Raw genomic sequence first — 18,440 nt, forward strand, 5'->3', positions numbered from 1 at the left:
GCCTTTCCCCTGTCGGAAGCCTTCAGTTACAATCACCGGATTATTTATTTGTAAACAGGCCATGATTACCGGATCCATTGTCGCCATCGTCACGCCCATGCACGAGGATGGCAGCCTCGATTTCAACGCCCTGCGCAACCTGGTCGACTTCCACGTCCAGGAAGGTAGCGACGGCATCGTCATTGTCGGTACCACCGGCGAATCCCCGACCGTCGACGTCGACGAGCACTGCGAACTGATCCGCGTGACGGTCGAGCACGCCGCCGGCCGCATCCCGGTGATCGCCGGCACCGGCGCCAATTCGACGGCGGAAGCCATCGAACTGACGCGCTTCGCCAAGAAGGCCGGCGCCGACATGGCGCTGTCGGTCGTGCCGTATTACAACAAGCCGAGCCAGGAAGGCCTCTACCGCCACTTCAAGGCGATCGCCGAAGCGGTCGACCTACCGGTCCTGCTCTACAACGTGCCCGGCCGTACCGTCGCCGACATGAGCAACGACACCATCCTGCGTCTCGCCGAGGTGCCCGGTATCGTCGGCGTCAAGGACGCGACCGGCAACATGGATCGCGCCTGTGACCTGATTCAGCGTGCGCCGGAAGGTTTCGCCCTGTACAGCGGCGACGACCTGAGCTGCGTGCTGTCGATCATGCTCGGCTTCCACGGCAATATCTCGGTCACCGCCAACGTCGCGCCGCGCCTGATGCACGAAATGTGCGTCGCCGCCGCCGCTGGCGATGTCGCGCGTGCCAAGGAAATCCATTTCCGCCTGCTCGGCCTGCATCGTGACCTGTTCTGCGAGGCCAACCCGATTCCCGTCAAGTGGGCGGTCAGCCGCATGGGCCTGATGCCCGAAGGCATTCGCCTGCCCCTGACGCCGCTGGCGGAAGCCGGCCAGGCACGCGTGCTGGCAGCCATGCGCCAGGCCGGTATCGACGTATGAAAGAAAGCATGAAGACCATGAATCACCGGATTTCCGGCCTCACCCTCTGTCTCGTCGCGGTTGCCGTGGCCGGCTGCAGTGGCAACATCATTCCCGAGTCGCGCAAGATCGAATACAAGTCGGCGGGCAAGGTGCCTACCCTCGAAGTACCGCCGGATCTTACCCAGTTGAGCCGCGACGACCGCTACCTGGTGCCGGACGACGCCGGCAAGGGCTCGGCCACGTTCTCGGCCTATGCCGCTGAACGGACGCCGGAAGCGCAGGCTGGGCAATCGGCGGTGCTGCCCAAGGTGGACAAGGTGCGCGTCGAGCGTTCCGGCAGCCAGCGCTGGCTGGTCGTCAATTCGGCACCGGAGGCCTTGTGGGACCCGATCAAGGAGTTCTGGCAGGAAACCGGTTTCATCGTCAACATCGAACGACCGGAAGCCGGCGTGATGGAAACCGACTGGGCGGAAAACCGCGCCAAGATTCCGTCCGACATCATCCGCAACACCCTGGGTCGTATCGTCGATTCCCTCTATTCCAGCGGCGAGCGCGACAAGTTCCGCACCCGCCTGGAGCCGGGGGCGCAGCCGGGCACCACCGAAATCTACATCAGCCACCGGGCGATGGAGGAGGTCTATACCTCTTCGGCCAAGGAAGACACCCGTTGGCAGCCGCGTGCCGCCGATCCGGACCTGGAAGCGGAAATGCTGCGCCGCCTGATGGTGCGCCTCGGCGCCGAGGAAAAGCGCGCCGAAGCCGCACTGGCAACGCCCAAGAGCGAGCCGCGGGCGCGTCTGACGCGAGCTGACGACGGCAGCGGCAAGCTTGAAGTCTTCGATCGTTTCGACCGCGCCTGGCGTCGTGTCGGTCTGGCGCTTGACCGCGTCGGGTTCACTGTCGAGGATCGTGATCGCTCGCGCGGCATCTACTTCGTCCGCTACGTCGATCCTGAACAGGACAATGCCAGCAAGAAGAGTGATGGCCTGCTGTCGCGCCTGGCGTTCTGGAAGAGCGACGAGAAGTCGGCGGTTTCTCGCGAGCAGTACCGTATTCACGTCGAGGACGGCGGTGGCAGCAGTTCCAGCGTGCAGGTCCTGACCAGCGAAGGCGGTACCGACAAGTCGGAGACGGCAAAGAAGATTCTTGCGCTGTTGCAGCAGCAGTTGCAGTAAGGACAGCAGGTATTGGCGCCGTGACCGGATCACGGCGCCAAGGCAATAAAAAAACGGGGCCGAAGCCCCGTTTTTCATTGCCTGGTCAAGCCAGATTACTTCTTGGCTTCTTCGGTAACGGCAGCCTTGGCAGCGTCAACGACAGCAGCAGCGGCAGCGTCGGCAGCCGGGGCAGCAGCCGGAGCGGCAGCAGCGTCAGCCGGGGCAGCAGCCGGGGCAGCGGCAGCGTCAGCAGCCGGGGCAGCAGCCGGAGCGGCAGCTTGTTCTTGGGCCGGAGCCGGGGCGGCAGCAACCGGTTCTTCCTTCTGACCGCAGGCGGTCAGGGCGAGGGCAAACAGGGCGGCGGCGAGAATGGACTTGTTCATGAGATTTCCTTATCGACAAGAAGCAAATAAATCCGAATAGATTTGTTCGGCCGGTTTACACCGAACCGCCGAAAATTATAGCGCAAAAAAAATGTTGCAGCGCGGCGCAATACGCAAATGTCACAGTCCGTCACAGTCCGAGCGGAGTTTGCAGCAGGTTCTTCCGCGAAGCCTGCCAGATTTCCTCGAAACGTTCCAAATATGGCATCACACCGAGGGTGTCATCGATCAGCAGCACGCTGCGCGGCAGGTTCTTTTCGAGGCGGACCAGTGCGTGTCGGGCATCGACGATGATCATGCTGTCGCGCAGACCTGCCAGGTCGGGTGGTGTTTGCCGGACTTCGGCCCGGTGCATCCATGGGGTCAGCAGTCGCTGCAGGCGCGGGCTTCGGTTCTGGAAGTGCGCCCCGTCGCGCAGGGCGATGCGCAGGGGCTGTTCCTTGGCATTCGTCAGCAATTGCCCGAGATGTTCCTGGCGGCCGCTGTTCTCGAGGCCCAGTCGCGCCAGGTCCTCGTCGTAGATGCAGAGCTGGCGCCTGGCGAGCGGCAGCAAGCGGTCGACGGCGGCCAGGTAGTCGGTCCAGGATTCGATCAGTTCGCGAGCCATGGCGCCAAATATACCCGATTGATAGAATTCGCGCTTTTATCGGAGGCGACCGTGCCGATCGGGAAAGTCGAATCGCTGGACCACGAAGCCCGCGGCATCGTTCGCGAGGACGGCAAGGCCATCTTCGTCGATGGGGCGCTGCCCGGAGAAACCGTCGAATACGCCAGCTTCCGGCGCAAGCCGAAGTACGAACTGGCGCATCTGGTGCAGGTGCTGAAACCGTCGGTCGCGCGCGTTACGCCGGCCTGCCCGCATTTCGGCATCTGCGGCGGTTGCGCGATGCAGCACATGGAGCCGTCGGCGCAGATCGCCGCCAAGCAGCGCGTGCTCGAAGACAGCCTGTGGCACATCGGGCGCGTCCGCGCCGAGAGCATCCTGCCGCCGATCCATGGCGCGCCCTGGGGCTACCGCCACCGGGCGCGGCTGGGCGTGCGCAAGGTCGAGTCGCGTGGCGGCATGCTGATCGGTTTCCACGAATGGCGCAGCAGCTACATCGCCGACATCCATAGCTGCCTGGTCCTGCCGCCGCACGTTTCCGAGCTGCTCATGCCCTTGCGCGAGCTGATCGGCGGGCTGAGCATCGCCGACCGTCTGCCGCAGATCGAGGTCGCCGTCGGCGAACACTGCACGACGCTGGTCTTCCGCATCCTGGCGCCGCTGACCGCCGCGGACGAGAAGGCGGTGCGCGCCTTCGCCGACCGTCACGATGTCGTGATCTACCTGCAGCCGAAGGGGCCGGACAGCGCGCAGCGCTACCATCCGCTGCCCGGGCCGCGGCTTTCCTACACCTTGCCCGAGTTCGGTCTCGAACTCGATTTCCGGCCGACTGACTTCACCCAGGTCAACCACGCGGTGAATCGTGTCATGGTCCGCCGTGCCCTGCGCCTGCTCGATCCGCAGCCGGGCGAGCGGATTGCCGACATGTTCTGCGGTCTGGGCAATTTCACGCTGCCGATCGCCCGCAGCGGCGCCGCGGTGGTTGGTATCGAAGGCAGTCCGGCGCTGGTCGCCCGCGGCCGCGAGGCGGCAATCGCCAACGGCCTCGGCAAGCGGGTCGAATTCGGCGTTGCCAACCTGTTCGAGTGCACCGAGCAGTCGCTGGCCAAACTTGGGCGCTTCGACAAGATGCTGATCGATCCGCCGCGCGAAGGCGCGGTCGAAGTGTGCAAGGCGCTCGGCGCTGACGCGCCGCGGCGCATCGTCTACGTCTCCTGCAACCCGGCGACGCTCGCCCGCGACGCCGGCGTGCTGACGGCAGTGCAAGGTTACCGGCTGGCGGCGGCGGGCATCGTCAACATGTTCCCGCACACCGCTCACGTCGAGTCGATCGCGCTTTTCGAGCGGCCATGAAAAAGGGCGGCCGCAGCCGCCCTCGCCCCGCAGTGGGCTGTACTCAGTCGCGCTCGCCGGTCAGCGCCATGATCAGTTGCAGCAGGCTGACGAAGATGTTGTACACATCCAGATAGACGGCCAGCGTGGCGGAGACGTAGTTGGTTTCGCCGCCATGGACGATACGGCTGATGTCATACAGGATGTAAGCCGAGAAGATGCCGATGACCGCTGCCGAGATCGCCAGCGACAGCGCCGGAATCTGGAAGAAGATGTTGGCGACGATGGCCAGCAGCACAAGGATGAGACCGGCGAACAGGAACTTGCCCATGCCCGTGAAATCGCGCTTGCTGGTGGCGGCGATCGACGACAGCACGAAGAAGATGGCACCGGTGCCGCCGGCCGCCAAGGCGATCATCGAACCGCCGTTGGAGAAGCCAAGCGCGAACTGCAGGATGCGCGACAGCATCAGGCCCATGAAGAAGGTGAAGCCGAGCAGCAGGGCGACACCGAGGCCGCGGTCCTTGTTCTTCTCGATCCCCCACATGAAGCCGAAGGCGATGGCCATGAACAGCACGAAGGAGATCAGCGGGCTGCCGGCGAAGAAGGAGAAGCCCATCTGGATCCCGGCCAGCGCGCCGAGCACGGTCGGCACCATCGACAGGCCGAGCAGCATGTAGGTATTGCGCAGTACGCGGTTCTGCTGCGTCGCGTAAGTACCGGCACCCTGGCGGGCGATTTCGAAGTTGGTGGTCATGGTCGGAAGACTCCGTTTCAGGTTGTGACGAAGGCTAAGACTAGCCGAGACCGCCGGAAGTTTCAAATGCGATGATCATTGCCCTCCGACACCGGAGGGGCTGTGCTATCATGCCGGCCGCTAACGGGTCTGTGGCAGAGCGGTTGAATGCACCGGTCTTGAAAACCGGCGTGGGGAAACCCATCGTGAGTTCGAATCTCACCGGACCCGCCACCCACCGACCGGAGCCGCCTTGCGCATCCTGCTTTATTTCCTCCTCGTCGGGGCCAGCGTCGCGCTCGCCTGGCATTATCCCTTCCTCTTTGAAATCCCCCTGCTTGCCGCGCTCGCCGGCGCCTGGCTGATCTTTTCGCCGCCCCGGGATTGAACCGGGTGGCTGGCCGGAGATTGCCGCTAGGCCTATAATCGAGGCAAATAGTGACCGGGCGGTCATTAAATCTTCGGGGTGTCTCATGAAACCGAACCGCTTCATCAAGCCGCTGATTTTCGGGCTTCTGGCTGCGGCAGCCGTTGCCGTCTCCATCCATTTCTACCTGCAACCCCGGGCTGGGCTGCCCGCCGGCATCGTCGACGGCAACGGCCGGCTGGAGGCGACCGAGGTCGACGTCGCCAGCAAGCTCGCCGGGCGTCTGCGCGAGCTGCTGCCGCGCGAGGGCGATCGCGTCGAGGCCGGTGCCGTGGTCGGCCGGCTCGATGCCGACGAGCTGCAGGCGCAGTTGCGCGCCGCCCTGGCCCAGGTCGAGCAGGCGCGGCAGGCGCTGGCGCAGTCGCAGGCCGGCGTGCGCAAATCGCGCTCCGACGTCAGCCTGGCCGGCAAGACCCTGCAGCGTTCCGAAGAACTGGTCGGCCGCGGCTTCATCAGCCGCAACAAGCTCGACAGCGACGTCACCGGCATGGAAGGCGCGCGCGCCGGCATGGCGCAGGCCCAGGGCAAGGTCGGCGAGGCCGAGGCGGCGGTGCTGGCGGCGCAGGCGCGGGTCGAGGCATTGCAGGCGACATTGGCCGACAGCGAACTGAAGGCGCCGGTCGGCGGCCGCGTCCTCTACCGCCTGGCCGAACCCGGCGAGGTGCTGGCGGCGGGCGGCAAGGCGCTGACCCTGGTCGATCTCGACGACATGTTCATGAGCATCTACCTGTCCACCGAAATCGCCGGCCGCGTCGCGCTTGGCGCCGAGGCGCGCATCGTCCTCGACGCGCTGCCCGGGCAGCCGATTCCGGCCAGTGTCACCTTCGTCGCGCCGCAGGCGCAATTCACGCCGCGCGAGGTGGAAACGCGCAGCGAGCGGGAAAAGCTGATGTTCCGCGTCAAGCTGCGCGCCGATCCGGCCTGGCTGGCGGCGCACCGCGACCTGGCCAAGGGCGGCATGCCCGGCGTCGGCTACGTCCGGCTCGACCCTGGCGTCGTCTGGCCGGCCGCCCTGCAACCCACCGCGGAGTAAGGCGCCATGGACGCCGCGCCGGTCGCCCGCCTGCAGGGCGTCAGCCTGCGCTACGCCGCCGTCGCCGCGCTCGACGCCGTCGACGTCAGCCTGCCGGCCGGCTGCATGGTCGGCCTGATCGGCCCCGACGGCGTCGGCAAGTCGTCGCTGCTGGCCCTGCTCGCCGGGGCGCGCAAGATCCAGGTGGGGCAGGTCGAGGTGCTCGGCGGCAACATCGGCGAGCGGCGCTTCCGCAACAGCGTCCAGCCGCGCATCGCCTACATGCCGCAGGGGCTGGGCAAGAACCTTTACCCGACGCTGTCGGTGTTCGAGAACGTAGACTTCTTCGGTCGCCTGTTCGGCCAGGGCAAAAACGAGCGTGTTCGACGCATCGCCGAGTTGCTTGCCGCCACCGGCCTGACGCCGTTTGCCGAGCGTCCGGCGGCCAAGCTCTCGGGCGGCATGAAGCAGAAGCTTGGCCTCTGCTGCGCGCTGATCCACGACCCCGACCTGCTCATCCTCGACGAGCCGACGACCGGCGTCGATCCGCTGTCGCGCCGCCAGTTCTGGGAACTGATCGACCGCATCCGCGCCCGTCGGCCGGGCATGAGCGTGCTCGTCGCCACCGCCTACATGGAAGAGGCCGAGCGCTTCGACTGGCTGGTGGCGATGGACGCCGGGCGCGTCATCGGCACCGGCGCGCCGGCCGAACTGCGCGCGCGCACCGGCCAGGCGACGCTCGACGCCGCCTTCATCGCGCTGCTGCCCGAGGCGCGCCGCCAGGCGCACCGGGAACTGGTCATCCCGCCGCGCGTCGCCGATGGCGACGACTGGGCGATCGAGGCCGACGGCCTGGTCCAGCGTTTTGGCGAGTTCACCGCCGTCGACCGCGTCAGTTTCCGCATCGGCCGCGGCGAGATTTTCGGCTTCCTCGGCTCGAACGGCTGCGGCAAGACGACGACGATGAAGATGCTGACTGGCCTGCTGCCGCCCAGCGAAGGACAGGCGAAACTGTTCGGCCGGCCGGTCGACGCGCGCGACCTGGAAACGCGCAAGCAGGTCGGCTACATGTCGCAGTCGTTCTCGCTCTACGGCGAACTGACGGTGGCCGAGAACCTCGACCTGCACGCCCGCTTGTTCCACCTGCCGGATGCCCGCCGTATCGCCCGCATCGCCGAACTGAGCGAACGCTTCGGCCTCGCCGACTACGCCGACCAGGCAGCCGCCGACCTGCCGCTCGGCATCCGCCAGCGGCTGTCGCTGGCGGTGGCCGTGGTGCATGAACCGAAACTGCTGATCCTCGACGAGCCGACCTCCGGCGTCGACCCGGTCGCCCGCGACCAGTTCTGGGCGCTGCTGGTCGAACTGTCCCGCGGGCAGGGCGTCACCATTTTCATCTCGACCCACTTCATGAACGAGGCCGAACGTTGCGACCGCATCTCGCTGATGCACGCCGGCCGCGTCCTGGCCAGCGACACGCCGGCCGGCCTGGTCGCGCAGCACGGCGCGGCGACGCTGGAAGCCGCCTTCATCGACTACCTGGAAGAAGCGACCGGCGCCCGTGCGCCGGCCGCCGAAGCTGCGCCGTCCACGGTCGACGCGGAAAACGGGCCAAAAACCGTAGTCGACCGCAAGCCACGCAGTTTCTTCAGCGGGCGCCGGCTGTTCGGCTACGCCTACCGCGAAACGCTGGAACTGCGCCGCGACCCGATCCGTCTCGCCTTTGCCCTGCTCGGTTCGGCGCTGCTGATGCTAGTCCTTGGTTTCGGCATCTCGCTCGACGTCGAAGGCTTGCGCTTTGCCGCCCTCGACCGCGACCAGTCGCCGGAAAGCCGCGCCTACATCGAGAACATTGCCGGCTCGCGCTACTTCATCGAACGCCCGCCGATCCACGACGACGCCGACCTCGAACGCCGCCTGCGCAACGGCGAACTGGCGCTGGCGGTGGATATCCCGCCCGGCTTCGGGCGCGACCTGCGGCGCGGCCACTGGCCGGAAGTCGGCCTCATGGTCGACGGCGCCATGCCCTACCGCGGCGAAACCGTGCGCGGCTACGCCGAAGGCATGCACCTCCTCTACGTGCAGCGCCTGATCCGCGAGAACACAGGCGTCGAAAGCGCCTACCCGGCCAACGTCGTCTCGCGCTTCCGCTACAACCAGGACGTCAAGAGCATCTACGCCATGGTGCCGGCGGTGATTCCCATCCTCCTCGTCTTCATTCCGGCGATCCTGATGGCGCTCGGCGTCGTCCGCGAAAAGGAACTCGGTTCGATCACCAACCTCTACGTGACGCCGGTAACGCGCCTCGAATTCCTGCTCGGCAAGCAGCTGCCCTACATCGCCGTGTCGTTGATCAGCTTCCTGCTGCTCGTCGTCCAGTCGCAACTCGTCTTCCAGGTGCCGCTCAAGGGCAGCTTCGCCGCGCTCGCCGTCGGCGCCACGCTCTACGTCGTCGCCACCACCGGCGTCGGCCTGCTCATCTCGACCTTCACCAAGACCCAGATTGCCGCGCTGTTCGGCACCGCGATCCTGACCATCCTGCCCACCGTCAGCTTCTCCGGGCTGACCACCCCGGTCGGCGCGCTCGAAGGGGCCAGTTACTGGATCGGCCAGTGCTTCCCGGCCAGCTACTTCCTGGTCATCAGCCGTGGCGTCTACACCAAGGCGCTCGGCTTCACCGACCTGCTGCCGCAGTTCCTGGCGCTGGCCGCCTTCATCCCGGTGCTCACCGCGCTCTCGGTGGCGCTGCTGAAGAAGCAGGAAAATTGACATGCGCCTGCCCAGCCTCGCCAACATCTACCGCCTCGGCCTCAAGGAACTGAAGAGCCTGTGGGCCGACAAGACCCTGCTCGTGCTCATCTGCTGGGCCTTCTCTGGCGCCATCTACACCGCCGCCACCGGCGTCTCGCAGGAACTGCACAACGCGCCGCTGGCCGTTGTCGACGAAGACCGTTCGCCGCTTTCGCAACGCCTCGTAGATGCCTTCTACCCGCCTTTCTTCCGCCCGCCCGAGCGCATCGAACTGGCCGCCATGGACCCCGGGCTGGACGCCGGTCGCTACAACTTCGCGCTGGTCATCCCCGCCAACTTCCAGCGCGACCTGCGCGCCGGCAAGGTGTCCGACCTGCAGCTCAACATCGACGCGACGATCATGAGCCAGGCCTTCATCGGCGCCACCTACATCAAGCGCATCACGCTCGGCGAAATCAACGAATACCTCACCGGCACGCGCGACGAAAGCGCCGGCCCGGTGCGCCTCGTCACCCGCGTCCGCTTCAACCCCAACCTCAAGGGTTTCTGGTTCGGCGGCGTCATGGAAGCGATCAACAACGTCACCATGCTCACCATCATCCTAGTCGGCGCCGCCTTCATCCGCGAACGCGAGCACGGCACCATCGAGCACCTGCTGGTGATGCCGCTCACCCCGTTCGAGATCATGCTCGCCAAGATCTGGGCAAACGGGCTGGCCGTGCTGCTCGGCGTCGCCTTCGCGCTGGCGGTGATGGTCGAGCGTGTGCTGCAGGTGCCGATCGCCGGCTCGCTGCCGCTCTTCCTCGCCGCCGCCGCCTGCTACCTGTTCGCCGCCGCGTCGATCGGCATCTTCCTCGGCACGCTCGCCCGTTCGATGCCGCAGTTCGGCCTCCTCGTCATCCTCAGCATCATCCCGCTGCTCATGCTCTCCGGCGGCATCTCGCCGCGCGAAAGCATGCCGCAGGCCGTGCAGGACCTGATGCTCGCCGCCCCCACCACCTACTTCGTCCGCCTCGCCCAAGGCATCCTCTACCGCGGCGCCGGCCTCGAAATCGTCTGGCGCGACCTCGCCGCGATGACCGCCATCGGCGCCGTCTTCTTCGCCATCGCGCTGGTCAGGTTCCGCGATGCGGTGACGCGGAATCAGGGGTGAGGGGGGGCGCCTAGCGCCCCGCCTGGTGATCATCGGCCTCTTGATATTCCATTGGGTTCGCGGCACGATCCGCGCATTAAGCGGCTTTTTATCCGGCATCTTTGAAAGGGCAAAGCGATGAAGACTCCCTCGCGTTTTCTACCGGCGTATGTGCCAGAACCTGTTACCAACCGGGAGAAAGTGCTGGGTCATGGTTTTGTCCTGCTGATCGTCGGCGGTCTTGGTTACTGGATTTGGAGTCAGCCGGGTATTCTGGCGCTACTGGCAGGGATGGTCTGTTTTGGGGGATTCCTGCACTGGCAACACAACCGAGATCTACAGAAGCTTGCAGCCTTGCGAACCACAGAAAGTATTTGCACGTTTGCTCGCGGTTTTGATCGCAAAGCGGTGGATACGTGGATTATCCGTGCCGTCTACGAAGAACTACAGGCGTACGTGAAGTATCCCGGCGGATCGTGCCCGATCAGGGCTGCGGACAGGTTTGAAAAGGACTTTCATGTTGATCCGGAGGAGATGGAGGAGCTTCTCCCGGTGATCGCTCAACGGACCGGGCGCAGTACCGACGACACAGAGTCGAATCCCTATTTTGGGAAGGTGAGTACTATTGGCGACCTGGTGCATTTCATCAATTGTCAGCCGCGAACAAGCACTTGAGCAGTCGATGTCCCCGATTACGATGAATTCGCTGGAAGCGTGACAAACCATGCTTTCTCGAACAGTGCCTGAAGCAGCAAACGGGAGCCGTGGCCGGTTTTCAATTTTCCGAAACTCGTCAGCCCCATTTTCCTGGGATGGCGAGGCCCATGAAAGCCACGAATCGCTCCACTCACTCGGCATAACAGCGCTCCGTCCTTATGCTGTCGTGCATGTTCAAGCAGCCTGGGGCTGTAGTGCAAAGAGACTGCTGTAAGGAAGGTTTCGTGGTGTTCATGCAACGCCCCCCTAAAATCTGCCAAGTCGTTGAAACAACATGAATCTGGTTTTTTATGCAGCCTATAAGACGGATTGTTTTCCGTTGGTTAGGTTCCACACTTAACGTTGGGCATAGAAAAGGAGTCGTCGTGAACGTTGAGTATTTCGAGGCGCAATTAACATCCATACTGGCCGAGTTCGCAGCATTTCAAGCGAAATCCAAGCACGACGACTTGAGTGATCTGCCAAAGAATGATCGGCAGGCCTTGGTCACAAAAGCAATTGCCGCAATTCATCGAATCGGTGGCAACAACTCTACCTATGCGCGCGAAGTAGATCGCCTCCTCAAGAAGCTAGATCATCTTCACCTTCACACAAGTTCCATTATGGGAGTTGTCGCGGCACTCCGAGACGACTTGAAGGCCGGCTATATACGCTCGTTGGTTGAAATTGTTCACAGTGAAGTATTTGGCGACTTTCTCGAAATGGCGCAACACCTGTGTGATGCAGCCTACAAAGACGCTGCTGCTGTAATTGCCGGTTCAACACTTGAGAGCCATTTGCGCAGCCTCTGTCATAAGGCTGGCATTCCAATTGAACTCATCAAGGCCGATGGTGATGTAGTGGCGAAGAAGGCCGAGGCAATGAATTCTGAGCTTGCTACCGCAACGGTTTATTCAAAACTCGATCAAAAGAGCGTCACCGCCTGGTTCGATCTTAGGAACAAGGCGGCACACGGGAAGTACGACGAATATAAGCAAGAACAAGTAGTGCTTTTGATTTCAGGCGTTCGTGACTTCATAGTCCGAAACCCCGCGTAAGCCTATGCCCAACATCACAATCCACCGGACTGTCAAAAAGCTACGCTTTTTGCCGTCCGGTGATTTTCAACGTGTGCGCCGGGCATGGCGCGTTACTTCGTAGGTGAAAGTCCTACGGCCAGGTATGCAGAGCCGAAGGCAAGGAGAAGGGCAAGGGCGTTGCCGTGAGGCGGGGTCTGAAGGAAGCCCAATCCGAAACTGCGGGGCGATGAACAAAAACCGGATATGAGGCGTGGTGCATCTGGGGCGAGCGGGCACGTGACCGCGAAGCCCTCCATCTGCGGCAACAAGATGTACTTTGTAAATCCGGCGTCTATGCAGGGAAGGTAACGTGTCTTACCCCGGGAGATCTCCCCGGTGCTTCAAAGGATCGAAGCTGGGCGTCTGGCAACGGACGCTGAATACCGTGGAGAAGTCAGCAGAGGGCATAGTAGGCGGCGCCCCCGCCGAAGGCCCGAACGATGAAAGACAAAGGAACGTGGCAAAGAGAGACGGGAGAGCATCTGACCATCTGCGCAAGCAGGCTGCGGCGACGCCGCAGGATGAACTCGTCGCTGGATCGCCACGCTACCCCGAGTCGATTCACACCCAAGCGCTGTTTGCCCAAGTCTTGGAACGGGGCAATCTACAGCGCGCATTGAAGCAAGTGCGCCAGAACAAAGGTGCGCCGGGCATCGACGGCATGACGGTCGATGCACTGCCGGAGTACCTGAAACAGCACTGGCTGGAAATTCGCGCGCAACTGGAAAGCGGGCGCTATCGCCCGCAACCGGTCAAGCGAGTGGAAATCCCCAAGCCGGATGGGAAGACCCGACCTCTGGGCATTCCTACGGTGTTGGACCGCTTCATTCAGCAAGCCATCGCGCAAGTCGTCAGTGCGCAATGGGAACCCCACTTTCACAATCACAGCTACGGATTCCGGCCAGGGCGCTCGGCCCATCAAGCCGTGCGCGAAGTGCAGGCGACCATCCGTGCAGGCTACGGCTGGGTAGTGGATATGGACTTGCAAGCCTTCTTCGATCGGGTCAATCACGACCGGCTGATGGCGCGACTGAAGAGTCGCTGCCCGGATGCTGATCTGTTGCGCCTGATCAATCGGTTCCTGAAGGCAGGCGTGAGCGTGGCTGGCAGCATCGAAGCCACGAAGATGGGCGTACCGCAAGGCGGCCCACTCTCGCCGGTGCTGGCCAACGTGGTGCTGGATGAACTGGATTGGGAGCTGGACCGGCGCGGCCACCGCTTCGCCCGCTATGCCGATGACTGCAATATTCTGGTCGGGAGCAAACGGGCGGGAGAGCGGGTGATGGCCAGCGTGACCCGCTATGTCAGCGACACACTGAGACTCACAGTGAATCGGCTGAAGAGCGCGGTGGATCGGCCCATGAACCGCAAGTTCCTGGGCTTCACGGTCAGCCGCAACGGAGCGAAGCTGAAGGTGGCCGACAAGGCACTCGAGAAGCTGAAGGACCGGGTGCGGGAACTGACCCGTCGTACCAGAGGCAACACCATAGCCAAGATCGTTGCCGAGCTGAGAGAAAGCCTGCTTGGTTGGAAAGCGTACTTCGGCATCGCCGAGGTACTGAGTCCTCTGCGCGATATTGACAAGTGGGTACGACGCAAGTTGCGCTGCTATCTCTGGAAGCAATGGGGAGCAGCCGGTTACCGGGAACTGCGCAAGCGCGGGGTTACTGTCCGCGAAGCGTGGAACACCAGCAAATCGGCGCATGGTCCGTGGCGGCTGTCCAAGACACCGGCATTGGCCTTTGCGTTACCATTGCGCTACTTCAACAACTTGGGACTACCCAGCCTTGCGCCACGGTAGGAATTCAATTCATCGAACCGCCGGATACGTGACCCGTTCGTCCGGTGGTGTGGGAGGGAGGGGCCGTGAGGCTTCTTCCTATCCCGATTAGCGGGCAGGGACAGATGGATTTCGACTGGGGGACGTTTTTAACAGCACATGCCAGCGCAATTTTTGCGCTCGCCGGTGCATTGGGCGGTGGAATCCTGTCATTCGTCGGTGCTTTGCTCCTAAAGAAGCGAGAGTTCAGTCTTTCAGTAACCGGCAAACTCTTAGATCGTCGCATCGCCGCGCATGAAAAAGTCATTGCTCTTGCGACTGAGATGCGCGTGATGGTTGCTTTAGGGGGGGGCTCGGCGTCTGGAGAGGTCCGTCGCGCACCACAGGTGATGATTTCTCGGGACACCTTCGAGGATTGGTTTACGCGCTTTACACAGCTAAGCCTTGAGGGCACATCCTGGCTCTCTACTGCGACAAAGCGAGAAGTAAACTTCATCCAAGACTATCTCATCACATTGCATCTCTATCTGGAACAAGTCCCGTCGGATCAGTTTCTAGGCCTCGGTGAGATTATTCGTCAGGACTTTGTTGATTTGTCCTCGTCCCTGGAGAAGACAGCCTTTACGTTCTTCCAAAGTGGTGTTCGCAAGTTGCAGCCAGACAGCTTGGGCAAGTGGCACAAGTACAAGCGCGGAGAGACAGAGCGGCGCTTGGGCTCAACACTGTTAGTCACAAACCAAAGCGCATTTTCCCAAGCGCAGAACGATGGCCAAGCCCGCTAACAAACGCTTCGAGCCGACCGCCCAAAAGCTGCGCTTTTGGGTTCCCTCCGCGCTGCGCGCTCCGGCGTCGGCTCAAGCTGCACGTTAGGCATATCGAAATGGACGCCCGTGCGCTTGTTGTTCACCTTGAGTCGCCGCTCTCGGCTTTCGCAGCAAGCGAGGGAAGTGTCCGCGACGTTGTTCTTGCCGGACTCAATTGGCCTACTGAGTATTGGGCTGCTTTAGCGGTCGTGTGGCTGGGGCAAGGAGCGCCTGTTGACTCTGAAATCGCCTCAGCACTTCAAGTTCTAGCTGAAAAAAAGCACTACTCGCAAAGTGTTCGTCATCGGGCATTTGCAATTGCTCGCCGTTTCGAAAAGGGTGCGTCGTAAATGCCCGCCATAAGCCATTTGCCTAACACTGCGGTCAAGGCCGCTCCGGCCTTCGGCCTCCGCTGGACGCTGCGCGATAAAGCGCCGCGCAGCGCCCCTTACCTACAACTACAAGGGCTTCCCCGTTTTCCGCAAGCGATGTTCTGAAGTTTTATCGTTTCATTCCTGATCCTGTTTTCCTGCGATTCATCGATTCCTGCCGTGTCGGTGCGAGAAGGTGAAGGACTGCGGTACTACAACCGGTCATTTGGGGCCTTTGCCCGGACCCTGATGAAAGACGCGCGCGGGGGCCTCATTCGTTAGCCGGGAGTCACTTGCCTCCCCTGGAGCTAATCAGGCTCTCCCCGCGCGGGTCCAACCCGCTTCACATCAACGCTGGCAGTGCTTCGCTGGTCTTGGGCTGCCAGCGATCAGCCGGTGATTCCTTTCCGGTTTTTCCCTGCAGACGATTTTGTGGTTCAGGCAGTCTCTTCGATGCGTCGGAAATCGTCGCCGTAGTGCAATACCGCCCTGGCGAGCCGCAGGTTCTTGGCGGCAATGGCAACCGCCGCTTTCCAGTAACCCCGTCGCTCGACCAGGTTTCTGGCCCAGCGGCTGAAGCGATCCTGCTTGTCGCCCAGTCCGGCGAGTACAGATCGGGCGCCCATGACGAGCAGACTGCGCAGGTAGGCGTCGCCCGCCTTGGTGATCCTGCCCAAGCGGGCCTTGCCGCCACTGCTGCATTGGCCGGGAACGAGTCCGGCCCAGGCGGCGAGTTGCCGACCGTTCTTGAAGTCGTGGCCACCGCCCAGGCTGGCAACCAGGGCGCTGGCCGTGGTCGGGCCGATGCCGGGGAGTTGCATGAGTTGTCGGCTTCTGGCGTCCTGGCGGGCGGCCTGGGCAATGGCTTTGTCGTATTCCTCGATGCGTTCATTCAGGCGGTCGGCGTGTGCCAACAGGTCGCCGACGCAGCGGTTGGCCCAACCGGGAAGTGCTTCGAGATGGGCGCCGATTTCCCGGCGCAGGCGTTCGACTTTCTGCGGCAGGACGATGCCGAATTCGCTGATCAGGCCGCGCAAGCGGTTGTAGAGCGCGGTGCGTTCTTCGACAAAGCCCTGCCGGGTGCGGTGCAGACAGAGGATGGCTTGTTGATCGACATCCTTGACCGGCACGAAGCGCATGTTGGGCCGGGTGACGGCTTCGCAGATGGCGGCGGCATCGGCCGCGTCGTTCTTGCCGCGTTTGCCGCTCATGCGGTACGGGGCCACGAACTTCGGCGCCATCAACTTCACGGTGTGGCCGAAGCGGCTGAATTCCCTTGCCCAATGGTGGGCGCCGGAACAGGCTTCCATGCCGATCAGGCAGGGCGGCAGGTGGGCAACCATTTCCAGCAATTGGCTGCGCGCCACCCTGGGCTTGATGAAAACCGCTTTGCCGCTCTGGTCAACGCCATGCAAAGCGAATACATTCTTGGCGAGATCGATGCCTACGGTGACAATATCCATGGACTTCCCCTTTCGAGCGAATGATTTGGTGTGGAAACTCAATCATGGCAGCTACCGCTGCCGGCGGCTTCCGCCGCTACCTCGGGACGGGGAAGTCCCTTTCATTCGTTAGGCGTCACAATCCCCGCTCCGAGAAGTCACGACATGAGAGTCCTCATCTATAAGCGAACCCACATTGGCGATCCCGACGCAAAGCGCCAGTTCGGGAATCAAGGATGTATGGGGCGAGTTCGCGGCTTCGCCTTTGATGCAGTCATTGGCGTGGGCGGCATCAGTGGGTGGCCCACGCAGGAGGGCATCGCGAAGAGAATCAACTGGGTTGGCCGGCGCCCGCAGAAAACAGCGAACCCCATCGACCCTCGCGGTCCATTGGTCTCATTCAGACCGAAGGACTTTCGCCTCTTTGAGCATCAAGGCCCTTTGCTGGCGGATATATCGCCGTTACTCGCAAAAAAGGTTTTCGGCAGCCGAGCGCGCTTCTTCTTCGATTCGCTCTCGCCCGCGGAGCGAAAGGAGGCGCAGCGGCTCCTTCATCGCATCCTCGATCTTGGCGCCCTCGATCATCTTCAGTTACCCCATTCCACATTGCGTGGGTGGGCTAAATGCCGGGCGCCTGTGTGTAAAGGTAGGTGCCGGGGTTCTTCATGCCGGTGACGCCCAACCCGGCAGTCGAGCAGACCTGCGCGAAAAGCCGCGCAGGCGCCTCAACTCCACCACTGGGCCCCTGAAACCATGGCGAATTCTGAAGTAATGTGGCTCGTTCTGAAGGCCGTAGCCGGCACCCTCGCGCTGTTCAACCTTTATGTGTCTATCCGCCTCCTTGCCTACGGTGGCTACACCTCATTTCAAAAGATGGCGCAATTATTCGTCATTTGGTTGCTACCGCTTGCCGGTGCGCTGTTGGTTCATTCACTCATCGTTGTCCCGCCTCGTGTCGAGACCAACCACGGTTTCACTGCAGACGGCGGGGACAATCCACCAGGGGTTGGCCTTGGTCACTAGTCTTTGTACAGTCGCGTCAGGGGGGGGGCAGCAAGGTCGCAGTCGTTCGTCTTTCGTGTTCGGCTGCGTACTCACGCTATCCGTTTCGACCGCCAGTGGCCGAACACTAAGGTCGAGCGGACCTCGCGCATACAGCCGCGCGCGGCTGCTCACCGGCGACGTTAGGCCACCATGCGATACACACCTCGTCTGATAGATGAATCAGGGCAACGTCCATTACTCGCGGTCGGGCACATCGTCAGATGTCCCGAGTTCGCTACGGGACTCAAATGGAGGGCTACGCCGGACGATCTTGTAATGGTTGCGTGGAGTGACGAAAGCTATGTCGACCATCACATCAATAGTGGAAAAGCAGACCCGGCCAACGATCCAACTAGGGCTCAAGCCAAGTTCCTGGTCTTTGCAGTTTCACTGATTGAGGCAGAGGGTGCCGATGATGTCTTCCCTGACAGTTACCGGTACTCGCGCAAAGTAACTTGTGTGCGTTTGGCCGACGATTTGAGCTTTACGTCCGAATCTGAACGAATCTGCTTCACCTTGAACGAGCCAATGAGTGTCGCCCAACCCAAAGAGTGTCACATCGAAATTCTTGGATCTGCTCGGCTTCCCATCTTCTGGGAAGGCGGTTCCCAATATGAGTAGTGAATCCGTGTGGCCGAACGATTACCGTGAAAGCCCCGGCGCGATGGGCGATGATGTAGCTCCCTGCCGGGTAGGCGGGATAGCGAGGAGAAGACCGGTCTGGCTAGGCGGCTGCGGTTTCGGGCCAATAGCCGAAACGTTTCAGCGC

Annotated in this window: 17 protein-coding genes and 1 tRNA gene; 13 read left to right on the forward strand and 5 right to left on the reverse strand. The window is 62.5% G+C overall.

What is annotated here, in order from left to right; all coding sequences use genetic code 11:
- The first annotated feature begins 61 nt into the window (after window positions 1-61).
- Together dapA and bamC are read left to right on the forward strand one after the other, a co-directional pair.
- Window positions 62-940 carry a 4-hydroxy-tetrahydrodipicolinate synthase gene (dapA, locus tag ACLIIZ_RS18295; RefSeq protein ID WP_416694489.1) on the forward strand — a complete coding sequence of 293 codons (879 nt, stop codon included), beginning with the start codon at window positions 62-64 and terminating at the stop codon, window positions 938-940.
- Window positions 941-957: 17 nt separating this feature from the next.
- Window positions 958-2,097 carry an outer membrane protein assembly factor BamC gene (gene bamC / locus ACLIIZ_RS18300; RefSeq protein WP_416694531.1) on the forward strand — a complete coding sequence of 380 codons (1,140 nt, stop codon included), beginning with the start codon at window positions 958-960 and terminating at the stop codon, window positions 2,095-2,097.
- 95 nt (window positions 2,098-2,192) lie between these two features.
- Here the strand turns inward: bamC and ACLIIZ_RS18305 are convergent, their stop codons facing one another.
- Window positions 2,193-2,462 carry a hypothetical protein gene (locus ACLIIZ_RS18305; protein ID WP_416694491.1) on the reverse strand — a complete coding sequence of 90 codons (270 nt, stop codon included), beginning with the start codon at window positions 2,460-2,462 and terminating at the stop codon, window positions 2,193-2,195.
- Between the two features lie 130 nt (window positions 2,463-2,592).
- The gene (locus ACLIIZ_RS18310) at window positions 2,593-3,069 is read right to left on the reverse strand and encodes a DUF7931 domain-containing protein (protein WP_416694494.1); all 477 of its coding nucleotides are present in this window, start codon (window positions 3,067-3,069) and stop codon (window positions 2,593-2,595) included.
- A 51-nt stretch (window positions 3,070-3,120) separates the two neighbouring features.
- On the opposite strand from ACLIIZ_RS18310, the gene rlmD reads away from it, so the two are divergent.
- The gene (gene rlmD, locus ACLIIZ_RS18315) at window positions 3,121-4,419 is read left to right on the forward strand and encodes a 23S rRNA (uracil(1939)-C(5))-methyltransferase RlmD (RefSeq protein ID WP_416694496.1); all 1,299 of its coding nucleotides are present in this window, start codon (window positions 3,121-3,123) and stop codon (window positions 4,417-4,419) included.
- A 43-nt stretch (window positions 4,420-4,462) separates the two neighbouring features.
- On the opposite strand, the gene ACLIIZ_RS18320 is transcribed toward rlmD, so the two are convergent.
- The gene (locus tag ACLIIZ_RS18320) at window positions 4,463-5,155 is read right to left on the reverse strand and encodes a Bax inhibitor-1/YccA family protein (RefSeq protein WP_416694499.1); all 693 of its coding nucleotides are present in this window, start codon (window positions 5,153-5,155) and stop codon (window positions 4,463-4,465) included.
- 125 nt (window positions 5,156-5,280) lie between these two features.
- On the opposite strand from ACLIIZ_RS18320, the gene ACLIIZ_RS18325 reads away from it, so the two are divergent.
- The 9 genes from ACLIIZ_RS18325 (at window position 5,281) to ACLIIZ_RS18365 (ending at window position 14,793) form a co-directional block, all read left to right on the forward strand.
- Window positions 5,281-5,368 (forward strand) — tRNA-Ser (locus ACLIIZ_RS18325).
- A gap of 19 nt (window positions 5,369-5,387) precedes the next feature.
- Complete coding sequence (locus tag ACLIIZ_RS18330) at window positions 5,388-5,522, forward strand: hypothetical protein (RefSeq protein WP_416694502.1); 135 nt, start codon at window positions 5,388-5,390, stop codon at window positions 5,520-5,522.
- Window positions 5,523-5,607: 85 nt separating this feature from the next.
- Entirely contained in the window at window positions 5,608-6,594 is a 987-nt protein-coding gene (locus ACLIIZ_RS18335) for an HlyD family secretion protein (RefSeq protein WP_416694504.1), read from the forward strand.
- 6 nt (window positions 6,595-6,600) lie between these two features.
- Window positions 6,601-9,342, forward strand: coding sequence for a ribosome-associated ATPase/putative transporter RbbA (rbbA, locus tag ACLIIZ_RS18340; RefSeq protein WP_416694506.1), 2,742 nt, complete (start codon window positions 6,601-6,603; stop codon window positions 9,340-9,342).
- A gap of 1 nt (window position 9,343) precedes the next feature.
- Complete coding sequence (locus tag ACLIIZ_RS18345) at window positions 9,344-10,477, forward strand: ABC transporter permease (RefSeq protein ID WP_416694509.1); 1,134 nt, start codon at window positions 9,344-9,346, stop codon at window positions 10,475-10,477.
- 117 nt (window positions 10,478-10,594) lie between these two features.
- The gene (locus tag ACLIIZ_RS18350) at window positions 10,595-11,131 is read left to right on the forward strand and encodes a hypothetical protein (RefSeq protein WP_416694512.1); all 537 of its coding nucleotides are present in this window, start codon (window positions 10,595-10,597) and stop codon (window positions 11,129-11,131) included.
- A 407-nt stretch (window positions 11,132-11,538) separates the two neighbouring features.
- Window positions 11,539-12,210: a hypothetical protein gene (locus tag ACLIIZ_RS18355; RefSeq protein ID WP_416694515.1), complete on the forward strand. Its 672-nt coding sequence runs from the start codon at window positions 11,539-11,541 to the stop codon at window positions 12,208-12,210.
- 478 nt (window positions 12,211-12,688) lie between these two features.
- Window positions 12,689-14,032 carry a group II intron reverse transcriptase/maturase gene (gene ltrA, locus ACLIIZ_RS18360; RefSeq protein WP_416694517.1) on the forward strand — a complete coding sequence of 448 codons (1,344 nt, stop codon included), beginning with the start codon at window positions 12,689-12,691 and terminating at the stop codon, window positions 14,030-14,032.
- Between the two features lie 104 nt (window positions 14,033-14,136).
- The gene (locus tag ACLIIZ_RS18365) at window positions 14,137-14,793 is read left to right on the forward strand and encodes a hypothetical protein (protein WP_416694520.1); all 657 of its coding nucleotides are present in this window, start codon (window positions 14,137-14,139) and stop codon (window positions 14,791-14,793) included.
- Between the two features lie 829 nt (window positions 14,794-15,622).
- Here ACLIIZ_RS18365 and ACLIIZ_RS18370 read toward each other — a convergent pair.
- Window positions 15,623-16,648: an IS110 family RNA-guided transposase gene (locus ACLIIZ_RS18370; protein WP_416694522.1), complete on the reverse strand. Its 1,026-nt coding sequence runs from the start codon at window positions 16,646-16,648 to the stop codon at window positions 15,623-15,625.
- Window positions 16,649-17,089: 441 nt separating this feature from the next.
- The gene (locus ACLIIZ_RS18375) at window positions 17,090-17,212 is read right to left on the reverse strand and encodes a hypothetical protein (protein WP_416694524.1); all 123 of its coding nucleotides are present in this window, start codon (window positions 17,210-17,212) and stop codon (window positions 17,090-17,092) included.
- A gap of 168 nt (window positions 17,213-17,380) precedes the next feature.
- Between ACLIIZ_RS18375 and ACLIIZ_RS18380 the strand changes: the two genes are divergently transcribed.
- Entirely contained in the window at window positions 17,381-17,650 is a 270-nt protein-coding gene (locus tag ACLIIZ_RS18380) for a hypothetical protein (RefSeq protein WP_416694526.1), read from the forward strand.
- Window positions 17,651-18,440: the final 790 nt, after the last annotated feature.

The sequence above is a fragment of the Azonexus caeni genome (assembly GCF_048146105.1).
GTDB classification, from domain to species: domain Bacteria; phylum Pseudomonadota; class Gammaproteobacteria; order Burkholderiales; family Rhodocyclaceae; genus Azonexus; species Azonexus aromaticus_B.

Coding starts and splice junctions, on each gene's coding strand:
- ACLIIZ_RS18350 (WP_416694512.1), top strand. CDS start 10,595: ATGAAGACTCCCTCGCGTTTTCTACCGGCGTATGTGCCAGAACCTGTT.
- ACLIIZ_RS18320 (WP_416694499.1), bottom strand. CDS start 5,155: ATGACCACCAACTTCGAAATCGCCCGCCAGGGTGCCGGTACTTACGCG.
- dapA (WP_416694489.1), top strand. CDS start 62: ATGATTACCGGATCCATTGTCGCCATCGTCACGCCCATGCACGAGGAT.
- rbbA (WP_416694506.1), top strand. CDS start 6,601: ATGGACGCCGCGCCGGTCGCCCGCCTGCAGGGCGTCAGCCTGCGCTAC.
- ACLIIZ_RS18335 (WP_416694504.1), top strand. CDS start 5,608: ATGAAACCGAACCGCTTCATCAAGCCGCTGATTTTCGGGCTTCTGGCT.
- bamC (WP_416694531.1), top strand. CDS start 958: ATGAATCACCGGATTTCCGGCCTCACCCTCTGTCTCGTCGCGGTTGCC.
- ACLIIZ_RS18310 (WP_416694494.1), bottom strand. CDS start 3,069: ATGGCTCGCGAACTGATCGAATCCTGGACCGACTACCTGGCCGCCGTC.
- ACLIIZ_RS18380 (WP_416694526.1), top strand. CDS start 17,381: ATGGCGAATTCTGAAGTAATGTGGCTCGTTCTGAAGGCCGTAGCCGGC.
- ACLIIZ_RS18370 (WP_416694522.1), bottom strand. CDS start 16,648: ATGGATATTGTCACCGTAGGCATCGATCTCGCCAAGAATGTATTCGCT.
- ACLIIZ_RS18305 (WP_416694491.1), bottom strand. CDS start 2,462: ATGAACAAGTCCATTCTCGCCGCCGCCCTGTTTGCCCTCGCCCTGACC.
- ACLIIZ_RS18365 (WP_416694520.1), top strand. CDS start 14,137: ATGGATTTCGACTGGGGGACGTTTTTAACAGCACATGCCAGCGCAATT.
- ACLIIZ_RS18375 (WP_416694524.1), bottom strand. CDS start 17,212: ATGATCGAGGGCGCCAAGATCGAGGATGCGATGAAGGAGCCGCTGCGC.
- ACLIIZ_RS18345 (WP_416694509.1), top strand. CDS start 9,344: ATGCGCCTGCCCAGCCTCGCCAACATCTACCGCCTCGGCCTCAAGGAA.